Here is a 20816-nt window from a genome sequence, read left to right on the forward strand (position 1 = left end):
GGCGTACTGTCGGGCCCTTCGCGCGGCGTGGGCGTGCGAAAACAACGGCTCTTTCGACGGGTTGGAGAATGCACTCGCAGACCATCCGAACGGCTCTCGGACAGCTTCAGGACGACCCCGATTCCCAGGATGCCTGGGACTCCCTACAAAGCTCCACTGAGGCCGAGGATCGGGACCTCGAGGCAGACGAGCTTCTCAAGCTGCTCTCCCGGGCGCGGGCGATGCACGCCGAGCGCGGCGAGGTGGACGCGGTGGCGGGATTGCTCGCCATCGAGGTCGCGGTCGCCAAGGGCAGCGGCGGCGAGGTGGAGCTCCTGCGCGAGCGGGCGCGCGTACTCTCGGAGCTGCTCTTGGATCAGGAGAGCGCCTTGGCGGCGCTGCGGCGCTTGCTCGAGCTCGCCCCGGGAGACGTAGCTGCCACGGAGATCGTCGCCGAGGCCGAGGGCAAGCGCGAGAAGTGGAAAGATCTCGTCGAGACCTACTCCCAGGAGGCGGAGCAGGCGCCGGACGACGTCTACAAGAGCTCGATGCTCATGCGCGCAGCCGAGATGGAGCTGCGCTTCGGTGGAGCGGACGCCGACGACGCCGCGATCATCGAGCGCTTGGAGCAGGCGGTGCGCCTGGACCCGACCAACGTCCGGGCGGGGCGCATGCTGGAGCGCATCTACGGACAGCAGGGGCGCTGGGAAGAAGTGACGCGGGTGCTCGAGCGCCTGGCGGATCGCGCCGAGATCGCGGCGGACCGCGTCGCGTGTGGCGTGCGTTTGGCGCGGCTCCATCGTCGCAAGCTGAACGACGCGGAGCGGGCCGCGAAGGCCTACGAGCGCGTGCTCAAGGATCGCTCGGATCACGCCGAGGCGATGTCGTTCCTCAGCGAATACTACGAGGGCGCCGAGCGCTGGGACGAGCTGGTGGCGCTGTACGAGCGCGACCTGAAGGCCAAGGATCTGACCAACCCCGAGCGGCTCGGGGACATGCTGCAGATCGCGATGCTGTACTGGAAGCGCGCCGCGCGGCCGAAGGACGCCGAGGCCTGGTTCGAGCGCATTGCCAAGCTCGAGCCGGCTCACCCCGGCATGCTCGACTTCTACCGGGAGTACGCCGCCGAGCTGAGTGACGACGGTCGTTTGATGGACGTGCTGTCCAACGCTCAGCGGGCAATGAAAGACGGGCCCGACAAGACCGCCCTGGCATCGGAGATCGCGCGGCTGGCGGAAGGTCAGGCCAACGCTCAGAAGGCCATCGAGCAGTACAAGGGCGTGCTGCGCCAGGACCCGGACAACACCGAGGCGCGAGACGCGCTGAAGCGCCTGTACAAGCAGACACAGGGCTACAATGCGCTGGTCGAGCTCCTGCGGCAGCAGCTCGAGCGAGTGGACGCCAACGACTACGAGGTCCGCATCGGCATCCTGCGCGAGGTCGCCACGGTGTATCGCCAATACATCAAGAGCGATACGGCGCTGGTGAGCGTTCTCAACCAGATCGTGCAGCTCGACGAGAAGCTCGACGAAAAGGACGTGGACGAGGTCCGCGAGCTGGTGGCGCTGTACGAGAAGCTCGGGCGCTGGCGCGACCTCCTCACCAATCAGCTTCGCCTTGCGGAGATCACTTCCGACGTCGAGGAGAAGAAGGAGCTGTTTCGCTCCGCTGCGCGGCGCTGGCTGGAGCAGTTCTCCAACGTCCAGAACGCCATCGAGGCCTACGAAGCCCTGCTCACCACGGACGCCACGGACACCGAGGCGCGAGAGCGGCTGCACGAGCTCTACCGCAAGCGCCGCGCGTGGCCCGCGCTGTACGAGCTGTACGAAAAGGAGCTGGCCGACGCCCAGGGGGAGCGCGCCATCCCGGTGCTCAAGGAGATGGCCCAGCTGGCGGCGGAGCGTCTGAACCGCAGCGCCGACGCGGTCACGCTGTACAAGCGCATTTTGGAGCTGGACCCCGGTCGCAAGGAGGCGCTGGACGCCTTGGAGCGCCATGCCGAGCGCGCCAAGGATTGGGCCACCCTGGCGGACGTCCTCGAGCGCCGCGTGGCCGCCACGGAAGACGACGCCGAGCGTCTCAACGTGCTTTCGCGTCTGGGCGGCGTGTACGCCGATCACCTGGACGACGCGGAGCGCGCTGCCAGCGCTTGGCGCCGCGTGCTCGAGCTGTCGCCGGGACACCACCGCGCCCTGCGCGTTCTTCGCGAGTCGTATCTCGCGGGCGGCGACTATGACGGCCTGTCCGAGTTGTACGGGTCGCAGAACGACTGGGAAGGGCTGGTCGAGGTCCTGAGCAACGCTGCCGATCGCGCCAAGGACGACGAGTCAAAGGTGGAGCTGTCGTATCGCGCCGCGTCGGTTTACGAAGACAAGCTCGGCCAGCCGGATCGAGCCTTCCGTTCCTACGAGCGCATTCTCGCGACCCGTCCTTCGGACGTGCGCGCCGCGCGAGCCCTCATCCCGCTGTACGAAGAGGACGAGAAGTGGGCGCGGCTGCCCGCCCTGTACGAGCTACTGCTGACTCAGGCGGAGCGTGACGAGCAGCTGGCGCTGCTCGAGAAGATCATCGACATCACGGGCCATCGGCTGTCGGATCGCAAGGCGGCCGCGGCCTACGCCGCCAAGGCCTACGAGATCGCGCCGGAGCGCGACGACGTCCTGGTGCGATTCGAAGAGGCGTCCCGCGTCGCGGGTGCCTTCGAGCCCTTCGCTCAGGCGTTGGAAACGCGTCTGGCCGGCGCCGCCGGCGATCCCCCGGCGGAGCCCGCGGTCAGCGAGCGGAGCGGTCGCAAGAAGAAGAAGAAGAAGGGCGGCGAGCGGGCTCCTGCGCCCAGCGGCGGAGGCCTGCAGGAGGACGAGCGTCGTCGCCTCGAGCTGAAGCTCGCTCGGGTTTACTCCGACGACTTGGGGCGGACGGAAGAGGCCGTGGCGACCTACAAACGGATCCTCGAGCGGGATCCGTCGGACGACGAAGCCGCCGCCGCGCTCGAGGTGTTGCTGCGCCGTGATGATCGGCGGGACGACTTGCGCTGGTTGCTCGAGCTGAGAGTGACCAACGCCCCCTCGAACACCGCTCGGGCTCAGATCCTCGGAGAGTGGGCGACGCTGGAAGAAGAGGTGTTCGAGTCGGCGGAGCGTGCGGTGGCGCTGCATCGCCGCGTGCTCGAGGCGGACCCTGCGGACCTCGCTTCGTTGCGGGCGCTTCCGCGCCTGCTGATGGACGCCGGCGATGCCGCGGGTGCGGCACGCGTCATCGAGCAACATCGCGATCAGCTGGCGGGGGAAGAGCGGGCTCAGCGCGAAGTGGAGCTCTCCGAAATCCACCTGAACAAGCTCGACGCGCACCTCCCCGCCTTGGAGGCCGCGGTTCGTGCTCTGGAGCTGGATCCCGGCAATGCCCGGGCCATGTCCGTGCTCGAGAAGCTGATGGACCGCGAGGACACGCGTGCCCGAGCCGCAGAGGTGCTGGCTCAGCAGTACGCCACCGGCGGAGAGGCTCGGCGCGAGGTTCAGGCGTTGGTCGTGATGCTGGAGCAGGTCACGGACGACGAAGAGAAGAAGACCCTGTACACGCGCCTGGCGGACGTTCACGAAGAGAAGCTCGGCGCCTACGGCAACGCCCTCGATGCCATCTTGGCGGCAGTGCGCGCCTATCCCACGGAGCTCGGGTTCTGGGATCGCGCGGAGTCTCTTGCCGTGCTCGCGGGGCGGCCTACGGATCTAGGCGAAGCGTTTCGCGAGGTGTTGCGCGGCGAGCTCGAGTCGGACGTGGAAATCGAGCTGTGCGAGCGCGCGGCGGGGCTGCACGAAGATCGCTTGGGCGATCCCATCGGTGCCACGCCCTATCTCGAGAAGGTGCTCGCGCTCCAGCCCGGAAACGAGCGCGCTTTCTCGCGGCTGAAGGACATCCTCACGGCCGCCGAGCGCTGGGGCGAGCTGGAGTCCCTCTACGACCGCGCGTCGCAGGCCACGGACGATCCGATCCGAAAGACCGAGATGCTCGTGGAGGTCGCGCTGATCTGCGAGGAGATCATCGAGGACGCTCCCAAGGCGACCAGCTACTACGAACGCATCCTGGAAGCGGAGCCTACGCACGACGTGGCCATTCGTGCGCTCGATCGCCTGTACGCGAAGCAGGAGCGTCATTCGGATTTGGCGCGCCTCTTGGAGCGGCGACTGGAAACCGCGGCGGGTGACGAGCTGCTCGAGCTGAAGCTCCGGCTGAGTCGCCTGCAGCTCGATAAGCTCCACGAGCCCGACAAGGCCGTCTTCCACGTCGAGGACGTGCTTCAGGAGCGCCCCAACGACTACGACGGTCGTGAGCTGGCCGAGAAGCTCCTCGAGATCGGCAGCATGCGCGGTCGTGCCGCTCGGATGCTGGAATCCGTGTACGAGGCCCGGGACGAGATCCGCGACCTGGTACGGGTGCTCGGCATCCGGCTGGAGGAGTTGGACGCGGCCATCGAGAAGGAGCCGGACGACACCGCGCTGGCCGACGAGCGGCGCGACTTGCTTCGCCGCGTGGCCACGCTCCGGGACGAGCGCATGCACGACGACGACGGCGCGCTCGACGCCCTCGCGCGTCTGGTGCCGATGGATCCGCTGGATTCCGATGCGCGCGAACGGCTGCTGGAGATCGGTCGTCGCGTGGGCGCCCACGCCCGGGTGGCAGAAGTGCTCACCAAGGCCGCCGACGCAGCGGACACGCCCGGCCTCAAGGGTGAGATCCTGATGAAGGTCGCGATGATCTACGAGGAGCTGCTCTCGGATCGCGACCAGGCCGAGGTGACCTATCGGCGCGTGCTCACCCTCGACGACAGCGACGCCGAGCTGGTGCTGCCCGCCGCGCGCGCGCTGGAGCGCATCTACGTCGCCGGAGAGCAGCACGAGAAGCTCGCGGAGGTGCTCCGCACGCAAGTCAAGATGGAGCAGGACGGCGACGTGCGAAAGCAGCTCTTCGGCCGTCTCGGCGAGCTGTGCCAGGAAGTGCTCGGCGATCATCCGGGCGCCATCGACGCTTGGCGCTCTCGGGTGGAGGAGAACCCCGCGGACGAGCTCGGGCTGGCGGCGCTCGACCGTCTGTACGAAGAGGCCGAGCGCTGGCGTGATCTGGTCGACGTCATGGCTCGCCGTCGTGACGTGAGCGAGGAGACGGGCCTCCGCCGGAAGCTCTTGGTCCGCTCGGCGGACGTGCTGGCCAGCAAGCTCGACAGCCCCGCCGAGGCCATCGACGCCTGGGTCGCGGTGTTGGACGAGTACGGGCCGGACTCCGAGGTGCTGTCTTCGCTCGAGAAGCTGTACCGAACCACGGAGCAGTGGGACGAGCTGGCGGACACCTACGAGCGGCATCTGGACCTGGTGGAGGCGGACGCCGATCGCCTCGACATCCTGGCCAAGCTCGGCGACCTGCGGCGCGAGCATCTGAGTGACATCGAAGGTGCGCTGGAGGTGTACCGCCGTGCGCTGACGCTGGACGCCGGCCACGAGGCCAGCCGCGCGGCTCTCAAGTCGCTGCTGTCTTCCGACGATTCCCGCTGGCGTCGTGAAGCAGCGGAGATCCTGCATCCCATCTACGAGACGGACGGCGAGCATGCGGCCCTGTTGGACGTGCTCGAGATCGAGGTCAGCACCAGCGAGGACTTGTTCCACAAGCTGGAGGGCCTCGAAAAGTGCATCCAGATTTCGGAGACGTCCCTCCAAGATCCCGGCAAGGCGTTCGGCTACGCGGAGCGCGCCGTTCGCGATGCCGCGGGGCACACGGAGCTCGCTCCGTGGCTCGAGCACATCGAGCGGCTTGCAGCTGCGACCAATCGTCAAGCGGATTACGTGAAGATCCTCACGGAGGTCGTCGCGGACATTTTCGACGGCGAGGTGCAGCTGGAGGTCACGCTCAAGATCGCGGACCTCGCACGCCATCAGCTCGCCGACCGGGAGCTGGCCAAGGAGTACTACCAGAAGGCGCTGGATCTCCGTTCCGACGAGCGGCGAGCTCTCGCTGCCCTGGAATCCCTGTACGAGGAGGCCGGGGACGCGCAGAACCTGCTGGAGATCCTGGAGCGTCGCGCGGACGTCGTCGAGACCGACGACGAGCGCAAGACGCTGATGTTCCGCCGTGCGCGCTTGCTCGCCGACGTGCTGGACGACAACGCGCGCGCCATCGAGGTCTACGAGGCTATCCTCGACGATGGCCTCGACCAAAACGCGATCGACGCATTGGAGTCGCTGTACACGCTCGAGGAGCGCTGGAGCGAGCTCACGGATCTGTATCAGCGGCAGCTGGATGCAGCGTCCGATCCGGAGCCCATGCTCCACGTCAAGATCGCGCGGGTGGCCTCGCAGCGTCAGAACGACGTTGGCCGTGCCTTCGACGAGCTGGAGCGCGCGCTCGAGATCGAGAAGCAGCACGACGCGGCGATCGAAGAGCTCGAGCGACTGCTCGCGAACGCCGCGGAGGCGGAGCATCGTGCGCGCGCGGCGTCGATCCTCGAACCCGTCTACCTCTCGAGAGCGGACTTCGAGAAGGTGATGTCCGCCATCAAGGCGCGGCTGGAGTACGAGCAGGATCCGGCGGAGCGGCGGGAGCTCTTGAGCCGGCTGGCGCAGCTCTACGAAGAGCAGAAGGAAGACTACTCCTCGGCTCTGGAGACCACGGCGAAGCTCCTCCACGAGGACCTCGCGGACGAGAGCACCGTTCAGGAGCTGGAGCGCCTCGCCAAGGTAGCGGGCGCGGAGAAGCGCTTGGCGGAGGTCTATGCCGCCGAGCTGGCCGAGCTGCCCGGGGACGACGACAACAGCGCGAAGCTCGCGCGTCGCACGGGCGAGCTCTTCACCGAGCTCGGCGATCTCGATCAGGGCCTCTCGTTCTACCGTCGGGCGCTGGCGTTCGATCCCGAGAGTCGTGAGCTGTTCGACGCCATCGACCGCATCTTGCGGCAGACGAACGCGCACGAAGAGCGCGTGGAGCTGTACCGCTCGGCGCTCGACCACCGCTTCGAGCCGGCGGAGCGCCTCGCGGCGCTACACACCATCGCGGAGTTGCTCGAGAAGGAGCTCGACCGCAAGGACGACGCCATCGATACCCATCGTTCCGCGCTGGACGTGGACGAGCAAGACGAGGTGTCGCTCGACGCATTGACCTCGCTGTACCGCGGCGCGGAGCGCTGGGACGACCTGGCCGAGCTGTACCTGCGGCGAGCGGAGCTCGCTTCCGACATGGAGCGAGCAGCGGTGCATCGCCTAGCCCTGGCGCAGCTCCTCAGAGGGAGCATTGGTGACACGGATCGTGCCATCGACCAGCTGGAGGAGATCGTCCGCACGGTCCCGTCCAACTCGGCAGCCGTCAAAGAGCTCGAGACCTTGCTCGACGACGACATCTACAAGGAGCGCGTGGTCGAAATCCTACGCCCGTTGTACGAGGGTACGGACGACTGGCGGCGGCTGATCAAGCTGAACGAGGAACGCTACGCGCTGGCGGAGAGCGCTCCCGAGCAGGTCGCCGTGCTGCGCGAGACGGCGGAGCTGTGGGAGAGCCGCGGTCAGGATCCGGATCGCGCCCGTCGCGCTCTGGGGGTGGCCTTCGAGCTGGACCCCGACGACGGGGACGTACGTTCCGAGTACGAGCGCTTGGTCGAGGTCACCGGCAATTGGGACAATCTGGCGAAGGCCTACGAATCTGCCGTCGAAAAGCACCCGGACATGCTGGCAAAACGCGAGGTGCTGGCCAAGCTCGCAGAGGTGCACGATCAGCGCCGCGATGACCCGCGCGCAGCCCTGGATGCCTACGAGCGCCTGCGGCAGACCGACGAGACGGACCCGGCGCCGCTCGCCAAGATGGAGCAGCTGGCCACGCTGCTGAGCGACTGGCAGGTCCTGGTCGGGGTGTTGAAGTCCAAGGCGGAGCTGTCGCTGGACGACGAAGAGCGCGCAAGCCTCTGGCGTCGCATCGGCGAGGCGAAGCGGGACATGCTCGAAGACCAGGAAGGCGCGATTGCCGCCTACGAGCGGGCCCTGGAGCTGGAACCGGACAGCGCCTTCACGGTCGATTGCCTGATCGAGCTGCGGGAGGCGAGCGGCGAGGCGGAGCCGTTGGTGGAGCTGTACGAGCGTCGGGTGGAGCTCACCGACGCGGACGACGCGGATCTTCGCTACGAGCTGCTCACCAGCGCGGCCCAAGTCCACGAAGAGAAGCTCGCGGACAAGCCCCGAGCCATAGAGATGCTGCGGCGAGCGTTGGATGCCAAGGCAGATGACTCACGAGTGATCACCGCGCTCGGGCGCCTGTACCGCGCCGAAGAGATGTGGCCCGAGTTGCTCGACAACCTGCGTTTGGAAGCCAGCCGTGCCGAGGACGCCGCCGAGCGCGCCCGGCTGCGGCGGGAGACGGGCGACATCCTGGCGGACAAGCTGAGCTCATGGGACGAGGCCCTCGACGCCTACCGCATGGTGCTGGACGACACGCCGGAGGACGAGGCGTCGGTTCGTGCGGTGCTCACCATCGGGCGTGAGCACGACGACCTCAGGGATACCGTAACGGGGATCTTGGTGCCGGTGCTGCGCAGCACGACTCGCTGGGCGCTGTTGCCGGAGGTGCTCGAAATGCGCCTCAGCGTCGAAACCGAGCCCACGGTGCGGGCGGAAACGCTGCGGGCCATCGCCGAGACCCACGAAACTCACCTTGGCCAGCCCGCGGAAGCCTTGTCCGCGCTGCTGCGTGCGCTGGGGGAGCGCCCCGACGCGGCGGATCTGCACGGCGACATCGAACGCTTGGCGGAAGCGAGCAGCGGCTGGCAGCGCTACGCCGATGCACTCGGCGAGCGTGCCCAGTCCACCTTCGACCCGGAGGTGGGCAAGGACCTCTACGCACGACTCGGTCGCATTGCAGAGGAGCGTTTGAAGGACTCCCCCCGCGCCATCGAGGCCTACGTGCGTGCGGTGGAGCAAGCAGGGGATCAGCCGGAGCTCCTCGCTGCGCTGGATCGCTTGTACACCCAGACCGAGGACTATCCCTCGCTGTCGGACATCCTGGAGCGTCGGGTCGTGGCGGAGGAATCCGACGCGGATCAGGCCGAGCTCTACCATCGCCTCGGCGTGGTGCAGGCGGAGCGCTTCGAAGAACCCGCCCGAGCACTGGGTTCGTTCCGAATGGCCCTCGAGCGCAAGCCGGATCACGAAGGCGCGGCCCGCGAGCTGGAGAAGCTCACGGACCAGCGCGACCTGTTCGAGGAAGCCGCGGAGGTGCTGGAGGGCGTGTACCGAGCCTCTGGGCGCACGGATCGCCTCGCTGCGCTGTACGAGAAGCGTGTCGGCTTTGCCGAGACGCCCGGCGAGCGCATCGACATGCGCCGTAGTCTGGCCAAGGTCTTGGAAGACGACTGCTCGGACGCCGCCGCGGCGCAGCGGGTGCTGTCCCAAGGCCTGAGCGACGATCCGTCCGATCCTGCGCTGCTCGACGAGCTCGAGCGGTTGGCGCCGGTGACGGGTGATTGGGAAAGCGCCAGCACGGCCTTGGCAAAGGCCATAGAAGACAAGCCGGACCTGTTGCCCGACAGTGCTCGCGATCTGTGCGTGCGGCTTGCCACTTGGCGGCGGGACCGGATGCAGGATCTCGAAGGCGCAGAGCAGGCCTTGCACAAGGCACTGGAGTTCGATGCTCAGAGCGACGAGGTGCTGGTGCTCATCGAGCAGCTGCAACGCTCGCCGGGACGTGAGCGGGATCTGGTCGCCACTCTGCGCCGTCGCGCCAAGCTGCAGCTCGACACTGAACGCAAGGAAGAGCTCTACCGGGAGGCCAAAGAGCTGGCGTCCGTGGCGGGGGACGGGGAGCTGTCGGAAGCGGTGTTGCGCGAGCTGTTGGAAGCCGACGACACGAACCTGTGGGCCCTCGGCGAGCTGACCGAGCTGTGCGAGGCGAAGGGCGACTGGAAGGAGACCTTCGACCTCCTCGTGCGTCGCAGTGAGCTGCGCGCCCAGGGCGACGTCGTGCGCGAGCTGCGTCACCGCGCAGCTTCCATCGCGCGGGACAAGCTGGAGAGCCCCGAGCAGGCAATCTCGATCTACGACCAGTTGTTCGAAGATGACCCGACGGACAAGGAAGCGTCGACGGCGCTGCGCGGCCTGTACACCGCCACGGGTCGTTTCGAGGACTCGGGCCGCTTGCTCGAGCGCTTGATCGACCTGGAAGAAAGCCCCGAAGAGCGCGGTACGTTGCGCCTCGAGCTGGCCAAGCTGAACGAGGAACAGTTCGAAGCGCCGGACCGCGCCATCGACATCTTGCGCGCCGTCCTCGACGAAGAACCGAGCCGCAGCGAGGCCGTCGTCGCGCTGAGCGAGCTCTACGAGAAGACCGAGCGCGACGAAGAGCTCGCAGACTTGCTCACCGCTCAGATCGCCGCGGCCGTGGAGCGGGGCGACGTGGACGCGGAGCTCACGTTCCGTGTTCGCCTCGGCGAGATCTACGATTCGCGGCTGTCGGATCGACCCAAGGCCATCGCCGCCTACCGCGAAGTACTCGAGCGCCAGGCCGACCATCGCGGCGCGCTGGAGGCTCTGGCTCGCTTGTACCAGGCCGACGAGAGCTACAAGGACGCGGCAGAGATCCTGGATCGCCTGCTGGCCATGAGCGAGGGCGAGGAGGCCGTTCGGCTGGCCCTCTCACTGGCGGACGCCCACGACAAGCTCGGCAATCCCGAAGCCACCGCCCGGGCGCTCGAGCGCGGCTTGGAGGTCGACGCCAAGAACGAAGCACTCCGCGACCGCCTTCGCGCGCTGTATCAGCAAACCTCCGCGTGGGAGAAGCTGGCGGAGCTGATAGCCCAAGATGCGGACTTTGCCGAGAGCGACGGCGACAAGATCGCGCTGTATCGTCGTGCGGCAGAGATCCACGAGGTCGAGCGAAAGGACCCCGCGAAGGCCGCGGAGCTGCTCGAGAAGGCGAGCGCCTTGGCTCCGGAGGATCGCGAGATCCTGCTGGCTCTGTGCGATGCCTACAGCGCTTCCGGGCGCGGCAAGGCCGCCGCGGAGGTGCTCGAGAAGATCGTCGAGAGCTACGGCGGCAAGCGCTCCAAGGAGCTGGGCGAGATCCATCGCCGGCTGGCGGACGCGTACCTCGCGGACGGCATGACGGAGAAGGCTCTCGAAGAGCTGGATCGCGCGTTCCGCATCGAGCCCGGCAACGTGCAGGTCCTGCGCAAGCTGGGCATGGTCGCCCTCGAGGCCGAGGACCTCAAGAAGGCCCAGCAAATGTTCCGCGCCCTGCTGCTGCAGAAGCTGGACGACTCGAGCCCCATCACCAAGGCCGAGGTATTCATGTACTTGGGCGACGTTCACGACAAGATGGGCGAGAAGTCCAAGGCCATCCAGATGCTCGAGCGCGCCGTGCAGAGCGACGACAAGCTCGAGCGCGCTGCCCAGCGTCTGGCTGAGCTCAAGGGCGGCTGAAGTCACCGAGGCGAGGTCGGCGTGCGGTTCTGCATCGGATTCGCCGTCGGCCTCCTGGTTCGCTTGTGGGGTTGGACCTGGCGAGTCCGCGTCCATGCGCCCGCTGCCCTGGGCGTGGAACCCATGGTGCTCGCGTTCTGGCACGGGACGCAGCTCGCGCTCACCCGGGCGAGGCCGCCGCGCACCACGGCGCTGGTGAGCTGGTCCCGGGATGGCGCCGTGTCGCACGGGGCCATGCGCGCGCTGGGCCTCGGGGTCGTGCGCGGATCGAGCTCTCGGGGGGGAGCGTCGGGCCTCCGCGCCATCATCCGGCGGCTACGTGCTGGCGGCTCCGCAGTGTTCGCCGTGGATGGGCCCCGCGGTCCGCTGCATCGGGCGAAGCCCGGAGCCGCGCAGGCTGCGCGCCTGGGCAAGGCGCGCCTGGTGCCCGTGGGCGCCTGGGCGTCGCGCCGGTGGCTCTTGTCTCGGGCCTGGGATCACTTCCAGCTGCCGTTGCCCTTCGCCCGCATCGTGGTCGTCGCTGGACCGGCGCTCGATCCCGCGCGAGCGCTCGCGCAACCCGAGCTGCTCGAGCAAGCCATCCACGCGGCCAACGACGAAGCCGAACGTCGAGCCATGCTGCCCGCGCTGCCGGAGGCGTCATGCCCACAGTAGTGTTCATAGACGGCGCGCCGTTTGCCCCGGAGCACGCGGTGGTCAGCGTCTTCGATCGCGGGTTCTTGTACGGCGACTCGGTGTTCGAGACCATTCGCACCTACTCTGGGCGCTGCTTCGCGCTCACGGAGCACGTCGCCCGGCTGGCCCGCAGCGCCCGCAGCGTGTTCATCGATCTGCCGCTCCCGGCCCAGGAGTTGGAAGCCGAAATCGAACGCGCCGTGGCTCACGCGGGCAATCCCGAGAGCTACGTCCGGGTCATGATCACGCGCGGCAGTGGCCCCATGGGCCTGGACACGAGCTTCGACGCCAAGCCGCGTCGCGTGATCATCGCGGGGCCGCTCGCGTCGCCGCCTCCGGAGAGCTACGAGCACGGCATCGACGTCATCACGTATCGCACGCTCAGGACCGCAGAGGCCACGGAGGCGTCGAGCGCCAAGATCGGCAACTATCTGGTCGCAGTGCTCGCGCTGCGGGAAGCCCGAGCCGCTGGGGCCGCGGAGGCGTTGATCGTGGATGGCAGCGGCAACGTGGTGGAAGGTGCAAGCTCCAACGTGTTCGCGGTGATCGACGGGCAGCTGTGTACGCCGCCGGAGACCGCCGGCATCCTTCCGGGCATCACTCGCGCAGTCATCCTCGAGCTGGCGGAGGTCTCGCTGCGTCCGCTGTCGGTGGACGACCTCGGCCGAGCCGAGGAGATCTTCATCACCTCGAGCATTCGGGAGCTCTTGCCCGTGGTGCACGTGGACGGCGCTGCCGTGGGGGACGGGAAGCCAGGCCCACGAGCCCGTGAGCTGCATCGCAGGTTCCTTGAAAAAGTAAGCAATATCATGGCGATGGGCTCCGGTGCCGGAAGCCTGAAGGGCCCCTGATTTCTGCGTCCAGTCGGGGATTCGCGTGAATTGTGCAGGGCCCAGGCAGGTCTAATCGTGCAAGGCTCGACCCACGGTGCCGCCACTGTGCACTGGGGGCTAGGGAAGACACCCCCGGGTCGGTCCGTAGATTCCTTCCGACGAGGTAAAGCCGAGATGAAAAGAGCTTTCTATTTCCTGGGTATCGTTCTCACTTCCGCCTTCGCGCTGAGCGCCGCAACGGGCTGCGAGGTCGCTTGCGCCGAGGACGAGCAGAACCAGGGCGGGACCTGCGTGGCCAAGTCGCTCACCCGCTTCAACGGGACGGACGTCTCCAAGTCGGCCACCTGGGCCTCCGGCGGCACCGTCACCATCGATGGCGTCTACGGCGACATCACCGTGGGCAAGTCCACCACGGACAAGGTGGAGGTCACCTTCTCGCCGTTCTCTCGCCGCGCGCACGACGCCAAGGACGCGGCTATCGAGGAAATGAACACCAACCTCGTCCTCGACATCAAGGATGGCGGCAACGTCACCGTGACCACCAGCCGCAACGGCGGCACCAACGGTCTGGGTGCGGACATCGTGGTCAATCTTCCGGAGACTTTCGACGGTCCCCTGGTCGTTCACAACCACGGCAGCGGCCCCATCAATCCGGGCAACGTGAAGGTCAACTTCGTGGGCACGTCCTCCACGGTCACCATCAACAACGACAAGCTGGGTGACTGCACGCTCAGCGGCGCCGCCACCGTCACCACCACCAACGTGACCTGCGACGGCAGCGTCAAGGTGATCAATGTCGCGGACAACGTGACCATCCACACCACGGGCCTCGAGACCGACAACGCCATCGAGCTCAGCATCGCCAGCATCTCGGATACCGCCACCGGCGGCACCATCGACTCCGAGGATGGCAACATCGTGCTCACGCTGCCCAGCACCGGGAACTACGCCGTGCAGGCGCAGTCTCCCACGCAAGGCACGGTGGATTTCGGCACCGCTCCCAGCGGCTGCAACGTGCAGACCGCGGGTGACGCCGGCAATTCCGCCACTCTCACCTGCAACTCGGGAACCGCCGTCTACAACGTGAAGGCCGGCTTCGACGGCCTCGGCGACAGCAACGTCGTCGCGTCCTACCAGTAAGCGGCGTTTTCGTTTCGTCTTTGCCGCTCGGCTCCTTCGGGAGTCGGGCGGCCTTTTTTTGTCGGTACGGCGCGAGCCCCGGCGTGGATTGGATGCGCGCCGCGACGGGGTTCGCGCCGAACCAACAATCTGCGTCAAGCAAGCACGGTGCGTACGGATTCAGCGAAGATCCCGAGCAGCTCGTCGAGATCTTCGTCGGGGATCGTGAGCGGCGGGGCCAGGTACACCACGTTGCCCAGAGGCCGGAGGTAGGCGCCGCGCCGCAGTCCCTCTTCGTACACGCGGCGGCCGGCGCGATCCAGGTAGCCGTCGCCGGGCAAGTCGAGGGCGCCGATCATCCCGAGGCTCCGGCTGCGGCTGACTCCCGGCACGCCTTCGAGCTCGGCGAACGTCCTTCGGATGCGCTCCGCCTTGGGCGCAGCGCGGCCGAGCACGTCTTCTTCGCGGTAGATCGCGAGCACCTCGCGCGCCACGGCGGCGCCCAACGGATTGCCGCAGTAGGTGTGGCCATAGAAGAACGCGCGACTCGGATCACCCAGAAAGCCGTCGAAGATGCGCTGCGTGGCGAGCGTTGCTGCCATCGGCAGCATGCCGCCGGAGAAGCCCTTCGCGGTGCACGAGATGTCGGGGATCACTCCGGCGTGGCTGCCCGCCCACATCGGCCCCGTGCGTCCGTAGCCGGTGAACACCTCGTCCAAGATCAGGAACACGTCGTGGCGCGTGGTCAGCTCGCGGGCACGGCGCAAGTACTCGGCATCGTAGATTTGCATGCCGGCGGCGCCCTGCACCATCGGCTCCAGCACCACCGCCGCGAGGGAGTCGGCGCCCTCTTGGAGCGCCTTCTCCAGCGCGGCGAAGGCCCGCTCGTGACCGTCGGTGGTGGTGGGCACGTGCACGCAGTCGAGCACCACCGAAGCAAAGGGGCGACGAAACACCTCCACGCCGCCGAGCGCCGTGACGCCCAGGGTCTCTCCATGGAACGCGCCATCCAAGGCCAAGAAGCGACGACGCTCGGGGCGACCGTTCTGGGCCCAGTACTGGAGCGCGAGCTTCATGGCGACCTCCACGGAGGTGGAGCCGTCGTCGCTGAAGAACACGCGATCGAGCCCTTCGGGAGCGACCTCCGCGAGCTCTTGGGCCAGCCGCGCCGCTGGTTCGTGAGTGATGCCGGCAAGGGACGTGTGCGCCAGCGTTCGCGCTTGGCGGCAGAGCGCCTCCACCAGGCGGGGGTGTCCGTGCCCCAAAAGCGCCGTCCACCACGACGAGTTGCCGTCGATGTAGGAGCGACCGTCGTGGTCGAACAGCCGCGCGCCGTCGGCGCGGGTGACGACCAGCGGCTCCACGCTCTCCAGATACTCCTGCATCGGCGTGTACGGGTGCCACAGGTAGCGCTTGTCGAGGGAAATGAGCTGCTTTTCGTCCACGGGCATCAGGCAACCTTGGGATCGATGTCGGGGGCCGAGGGCTCCGGTGAGCCGATCGGCAGCACGACGGTCACGGTGGTTCCGTGGCCTACCACGCTCTGCATCTTGAGCGTGCCTCCGTGGGCTTCGGTGATGCGCTGAACGATGGGGAGGCCGAGGCCGGTACCGCTGGGCCGTGTGGTGAAGAAGGGATCCCCGGCCCGCTCCAACACCGAGGCGCTCATGCCCGGACCGGAGTCCTTCACCTGGATGCTCGCCCGAGAACCGTCGTCGTCCGCCGGGCTCAGCACGATCTCCACCTTGCCGCCGTCGGGCATTGCTTGGCAGGCGTTCTCGACCAGGTTGTCGAACACCAAGCGCATCAAGCTCGCGTCCACCCAGATCTGTCTGGGGGCGCCATCGACGATGGTAATCGCAAGCTCGTGGTTCTCTCCGACGACGGCCCGAGTGCGCTCCGCGAGCTCTTCCAAGATGGACTGGGAGCGCTTCACGTTCACGGGCCGAGCGAAGCGGAGCAAGTCCGTGACCAGTCGATTGAGCCGCGCCGTTTCCTCGTCCACGATGTCCAGCAGTGTGGCGCGGTCCTGTTCCGTGACGCGCGAGCGGCGGAGCCCGGCCACCGCGTTCATGATGATGGCCAAGGGGTTTCGGACCTCGTGGGCGATGGCGGCGGCCAGCTCACCCACGGACGCGAGCTGCTCCTTCTTGACCAGCTCCACCTGGACTTCCTGGAGCTCGGCGTGGGAATGCCGAAGCTCTTCGGTCTTCTTTTGAAGATCCGTTTCGACCTGCTCCAGCGCCCCCGCGGTCATCCGATAGCGCACCAGCAGCGTGCTTCCCACGCCGAAGGCGTAGATCATGAAAGCGTGGGGCAGGACGTACACCGAGTGATCGTTGATCCCGACGGCCAGCAGCATGTCGTTGACGCCTGCAGCCAGCATCAAGAAGCCGCCGATGCAGGAGGTGAGGGCCTCTTTGCGGCCGGAGCGATAGGCGATCAGTAGGATGGACAAGCTAGCGCTCAGCTCCAGCGCCGTGACCACGTGGGCGGCGCTGGCGAACACCGTCGGATGGGCCAACACGTGGGGAATGGCGTGGCCGAAGACGACCACGTCGTGAACGCTGAAGGAGTCGGGGATCCACCAGTTTCCCGACAGCAGGGGGACCGACAAGAGCGCCGCCAGCGCATACAGCAGCGGCAGCGCGCGCCGCGGCCGTTCGAGCCGCGCGAAGCGGATCACGAAGTGCAGGTTCAGCGCACCTCCGAAGATCGCGCCCAGATGCGCGGTGCGAGCCGGTGCCTTCCACGCCTCGATCTCGTGCGTGGAGTAGCCCCAGGCGATGGCACCGGTGGTCACCGCCAAGTCCAGACACAAAAGCCCGAACAACAGGTAGTCGTCGTCGCGGCGCCCGAGGGTGAAGGCCAGCACGAAGAAGATGCCCATGGCCACCTGGGCGATGGCCCACGCCGTGAGCAGACCGACCAAGAACGGGGCGTCCATGTGCTCAGTCGCTCTTGACGGGCGCGTCGCGATTCACCGTTATGGTGGCCTGGTCCTGGGCGATGACCGCATCCCCCTTCACCAAGGCGCACTCCACGGTGAAATCCCCACTGGGCAGCTCTCGCAGCGCGAGCGGTTGCCAGCTCGACAGCACACGCTCACCCTTCCGGCCGGCGCCGCGGACGCGCACTCGCAGCTCGGCGTCCCTACCCACCGCCGCATAGAACGGCAGGCAATCGACGAACGCGCCATTGGCGCTGGCTTCGCCGTTGTAGGTGCCCTGTGGCTGGAGGACGATCACCTTGGGGCCCGGATCTTCGCGCTCTCCCCGGGCGCCGACCCAGAAGCGGATCAGCGCCCAAGGCGCGAGAGACGTGGGCTTGGGCGCGCGAGCTATGGTCCCGTCGCTGCGGATCGCGGCTGCGGACAGGAAATGAGCGCCGGGGGAGAGCTCCTGACCGGCGGTCACCAGGTCCCGGAGTGGAATGGTGCCGCCTGTCAGTCGTCGCGGTCTTCCGCCGTCGAGGCTGATCTCGACGCCCTCGCCATCGGTCCCCGTCTTCCAGTGCTCGATGGTGACGCGCACGACGTACTTGTCGACCTTCGCCGGGGAGAGCACCTGCTCTGCGATGGGAAACTTGATGTCGACGTGGGCGGAGGGCGTCGCGGGCGCCGGCTCCTTCATCGGCTCGAGCACGAGGGGCGGCGGCGCGGCTTTCTCGGGGACCGGCGGCGGCGTGGCCGTCGTGGAAGCCGTCGGTGGCGGTGATGGCGGCGGTGGCGAGACATCCGGCGGCCGCTGCGCCCGGGCGCAGGCGGCGAGGCCGAATGCCAGTACGACGACCGCTCTGTTTCGCACGGACCCAAGCTACCGCAGAGTGCGGTCATCCGAAACAAGGCTCGCGCTGCCTTTCCCTAGGCCCGCCGCCCAGGGCTTTTGGCGCGCGCGGCGATCTGGTAGCGACGGAACCGGCATGAGCTACGTAGTGTTGGCGCGCAAATGGCGGCCCATGGCGTTCGAGGATCTGGTCGGGCAGGACCACGTTGCTCGCACGCTGGAGAACGCCATCAAGAGCGGACGGGTCGCCCACGCGTTCCTGTTCACCGGTGTGCGGGGCGTGGGCAAGACGACCAGCGCACGCATCCTGGCCAAAGCCCTGAACTGCATGGGCAAGCCCGGGACCGTGGAGCCCGGAAAGGACCCTGGGCCAACGGTCACGCCTTGCCTCGAGTGCGCGGCCTGCAAGGAGATCGCCGCGGGCACCGACGTGGACGTGCGGGAGATCGACGGCGCCAGCTACAACGGCGTCGACGAAGTCCGGCGCCTCCAAGAGCAGCTGCCCTACCGGCCCGCGCGGGATCGCTTCAAGATCTTCATCGTGGACGAGGTCCACATGCTCAGCCAGAGCGCGTGGAACGCATTCCTGAAGACGCTCGAAGAGCCGCCGCCGCACGTGAAGTTCATCTTCGCCACCACGGAGGTGCACAAGGTCCCGGTCACCATCCTCTCCCGAGTACAGCGCTTCGACTTCAAGCTGATCCCCACCCAGCTGATCGCCGCTCGTCTGCGGCACGTGCTGGACTCGGAGAACGTCAAGGCGGACGACACCGCCATCGGCATCTTGGCCCGAGAAGCCGCCGGCAGCATGCGGGACGCGATGAGCCTGCTGGATCAGGTGATCGCCTGGGGCGGAGAAACGCTCAGTGGGCAGGACGTTGCTCGCGTGCTGGGGGTCGCCAGTCGTCAGGTCCTTCACGACGTCGCCAGCGGACTGGTCGTCGGCGAAGCAGAGCGCTGCCTGCACGTGTTGGCGGACCTTTCCGGCCAGGGCTTCGACATGGTGCACGTGGCGCGGGATCTGCTCGAGCTGTTGCGTGACTTGGTCGTCGCCAAGGTGTGCGCATCGCCGGGGGAGCTGTTGGATCTCGCCGACGAGGAGAAGCGCGACGTGACTGCGCTGGCCGAGCGCACGGACGCCGACGATCTACTGCGGCTGCATCAGGGCTTTTCCCAAGGCTTCGACGACGTCGTACGCAGCGGGCAGCCACGCGCTGCGCTCGAGATGCTCTTGGTACGGTTGTGTCGGCGGCCGCCGCTGATGCCCGTCGACGACCTCGTGGGTCGCCTTTCGTCCCTCGAACGCCGCCTCGCGGGAGGCGGCGGGAGTCGCGCGGCCGCGGCCGAGCCGCCGCGCACTGCGCCGCGCAGCGGGCCGGAGCGCAGCGGGGGTCGTCCCCGGGAGCAGCGTCCGGCGCCGCGTCCGCCGCCGAAGGAGGACCGACGCGACGAGCCTCCAGCGGTCGCCCCTCTGCGGGTGGTTCCGCCGCCGGATCCGGCCCCGGCTCCCGCGCCGCCCCCGCCGTCGGCGGACGAAGCGCTCCTTTCCCAGTGGGTCGCCTTGTTGAACCATCTGGCGGAAGCGCGGCCGGAGCTGGCCGCCATCTTGGAGCACGCGGCGCCACTGTCGCTCTCCGCGGACGAGATCGTGGTCGGCTACCCGCCGGACAGCGTGTTCTCCAAGCAGGCGAGCGAGAAGGAGACGCTCGAAGCGCTCAAGCGCGCCGCGCGCACGGTGCTCGGCAAGGAGCCCCACGTGGTGATCGAGCTCGACTCCGAGCGGGCGCGAGCCTTCGATACCGTCGCCGCGCGGGAAGTCCGCGCCCGAGAGCAGCGCGTGCGGAAGGCCATGCACGCTGCCAAGAACCACCCCAGCGTGCTGGGCGCCGTGGAGATTCTCGGCGCCCGCATCAAAGACGTGAAGCTCGCCAACGAGTGATGCCGTGTTACCCGAACAGCTTTCGAGAGTGATCCAGCTCCTGTCCCGCCTGCCTGGCGTGGGCGAGAAGACCGCACAGCGCTTTGCCCTGTACCTGTGCTCCGAGGGCGGTGAGCTCGCGGCGCGCCTGGGAGAGGAGCTCTCGAGCTTGCCCGATCGAGTACGGCCCTGCGAGCGCTGCGGAAACCTCGCCGCGGTGGACGAGGACGGTCACGCGGTATGTACCGTGTGCCGAGACTCACGGCGCGATCCCACGCTGCTGTGTGTCGTGGCCAAGGTCCAAGACCTGATTGCCATAGAGAAGAGCTCGGCCATGCGCGGCCGCTATTTCGTGCTCGACAAGCTGCTCTCCCCGCTGGACGGCGTGGGGCCCGAAGAGCTGCCGCTGGAGGCCCTTTCGGCGCGCATCCGCGAGGACGGCGTGTCGGAGGTGATCGTGGCCACGCCGCCCTCGGTGGACGGGGAAGCGACGGCCCTGCTCCTGGCGCGGGAGCTCGGCCGCGCGGGGGTGAAGGTGAGCCGCATCGCCAGCGGTGTGCCGCACGGCGGAGACCTGGAATTCGCCGATCAGATCACCCTCGGCCGCGCCATCGACGGGCGCCGAAACATCTGATCTCTGCCCGTTGATCCCGACCCCGGCTGGCGTCAAGATGCGCGCCCCATGCCGAAACGGATCATCAAGACGGACAAGGCCCCGGCCGCCATCGGACCCTACAGCCAGGCCGTGATCAGCGGCGACTTGGTCTTCACCAGCGGACAGATCCCCCTCGACCCGAGCAGCGGCGAGCTGTGCGAGGGTGACATCGAAGCGCAGACCCACCAGGTGATGAAGAATCTCAGCGTGGTGCTCGACGCAGCGGGAGTCGATTTCGGTGCGGTGGTGAAGACCACGATCTACCTCCAGGACATGGATGATTTTGCGCGAGTCAATGCCGCGTACGCGACGTACTTCCCGGCCGAGCCGCCGGCGCGCGCGACGGTACAGGTGGCTCGCTTGCCGAAGGGCGCCCGCGTCGAGATCGATGCCATCGCGCGCCGCGGCTGAAAG

The 20816-nt window shown here is 67.7% G+C and carries 10 protein-coding genes; 7 read left to right on the plus strand and 3 right to left on the minus strand.

Going from position 1 to position 20816, the window contains the following annotated elements:
• Positions 1–68: 68 nt before the first annotated feature.
• The 4 genes from H6717_05040 (at position 69) to H6717_05055 (ending at position 14065) form a co-directional block, all read left to right on the plus strand.
• Entirely contained in the window at positions 69–11417 is an 11349-nt protein-coding gene (locus H6717_05040; protein MCB9576371.1) for a tetratricopeptide repeat protein, read from the plus strand.
• Between the two features lie 21 nt (positions 11418–11438).
• Complete coding sequence (locus H6717_05045; GenBank protein ID MCB9576372.1) at positions 11439–12071, plus strand: DUF374 domain-containing protein; 633 nt, start codon at positions 11439–11441, stop codon at positions 12069–12071.
• The gene (locus tag H6717_05050; GenBank protein ID MCB9576373.1) at positions 12059–12943 is read left to right on the plus strand and encodes an aminotransferase class IV; all 885 of its coding nucleotides are present in this window, start codon (positions 12059–12061) and stop codon (positions 12941–12943) included. Before H6717_05045 ends, H6717_05050 begins: the two co-directional genes overlap by 13 nt.
• Before the next feature lie 156 nt (positions 12944–13099).
• Entirely contained in the window at positions 13100–14065 is a 966-nt protein-coding gene (locus H6717_05055) for a hypothetical protein (protein ID MCB9576374.1), read from the plus strand.
• A 134-nt stretch (positions 14066–14199) separates the two neighbouring features.
• Here H6717_05055 and bioA read toward each other — a convergent pair whose 3' ends face one another.
• The 3 genes from bioA to H6717_05070 are packed head-to-tail and all read right to left on the minus strand — an operon-like array spanning position 14200 to position 17850.
• On the minus strand, positions 14200–15495 hold the full coding sequence (bioA, locus tag H6717_05060; protein ID MCB9576375.1) for an adenosylmethionine--8-amino-7-oxononanoate transaminase: 1296 nt from the start codon (positions 15493–15495) through the stop codon (positions 14200–14202).
• Entirely contained in the window at positions 15495–16991 is a 1497-nt protein-coding gene (locus tag H6717_05065) for a hypothetical protein (GenBank protein ID MCB9576376.1), read from the minus strand. The genes bioA and H6717_05065 overlap by 1 nt, the downstream gene beginning before the upstream one ends.
• Before the next feature lie 4 nt (positions 16992–16995).
• Entirely contained in the window at positions 16996–17850 is an 855-nt protein-coding gene (locus tag H6717_05070) for a hypothetical protein (GenBank protein MCB9576377.1), read from the minus strand.
• A 115-nt stretch (positions 17851–17965) separates the two neighbouring features.
• On the opposite strand from H6717_05070, the gene dnaX reads away from it, so the two are divergent.
• From dnaX to H6717_05085, 3 genes are read left to right on the plus strand one after another with little or no spacing between them, the layout of a single operon-like run.
• Positions 17966–19768 (plus strand): DNA polymerase III subunit gamma/tau, encoded by a 1803-nt coding sequence (gene dnaX / locus H6717_05075; GenBank protein ID MCB9576378.1) that lies wholly within the window; start codon positions 17966–17968, stop codon positions 19766–19768.
• Positions 19769–19772: 4 nt separating this feature from the next.
• A complete protein-coding gene (gene recR, locus H6717_05080) occupies positions 19773–20381 on the plus strand; it encodes a recombination protein RecR (GenBank protein ID MCB9576379.1) in 609 nt (202 codons plus the stop codon).
• Between the two features lie 48 nt (positions 20382–20429).
• Entirely contained in the window at positions 20430–20813 is a 384-nt protein-coding gene (locus tag H6717_05085) for a RidA family protein (protein ID MCB9576380.1), read from the plus strand.
• Positions 20814–20816: the final 3 nt, after the last annotated feature.

Source organism: Polyangiaceae bacterium (genome assembly GCA_020633235.1).
Lineage (GTDB): Bacteria > Myxococcota_A > Polyangia > Polyangiales > Polyangiaceae > JACKEA01.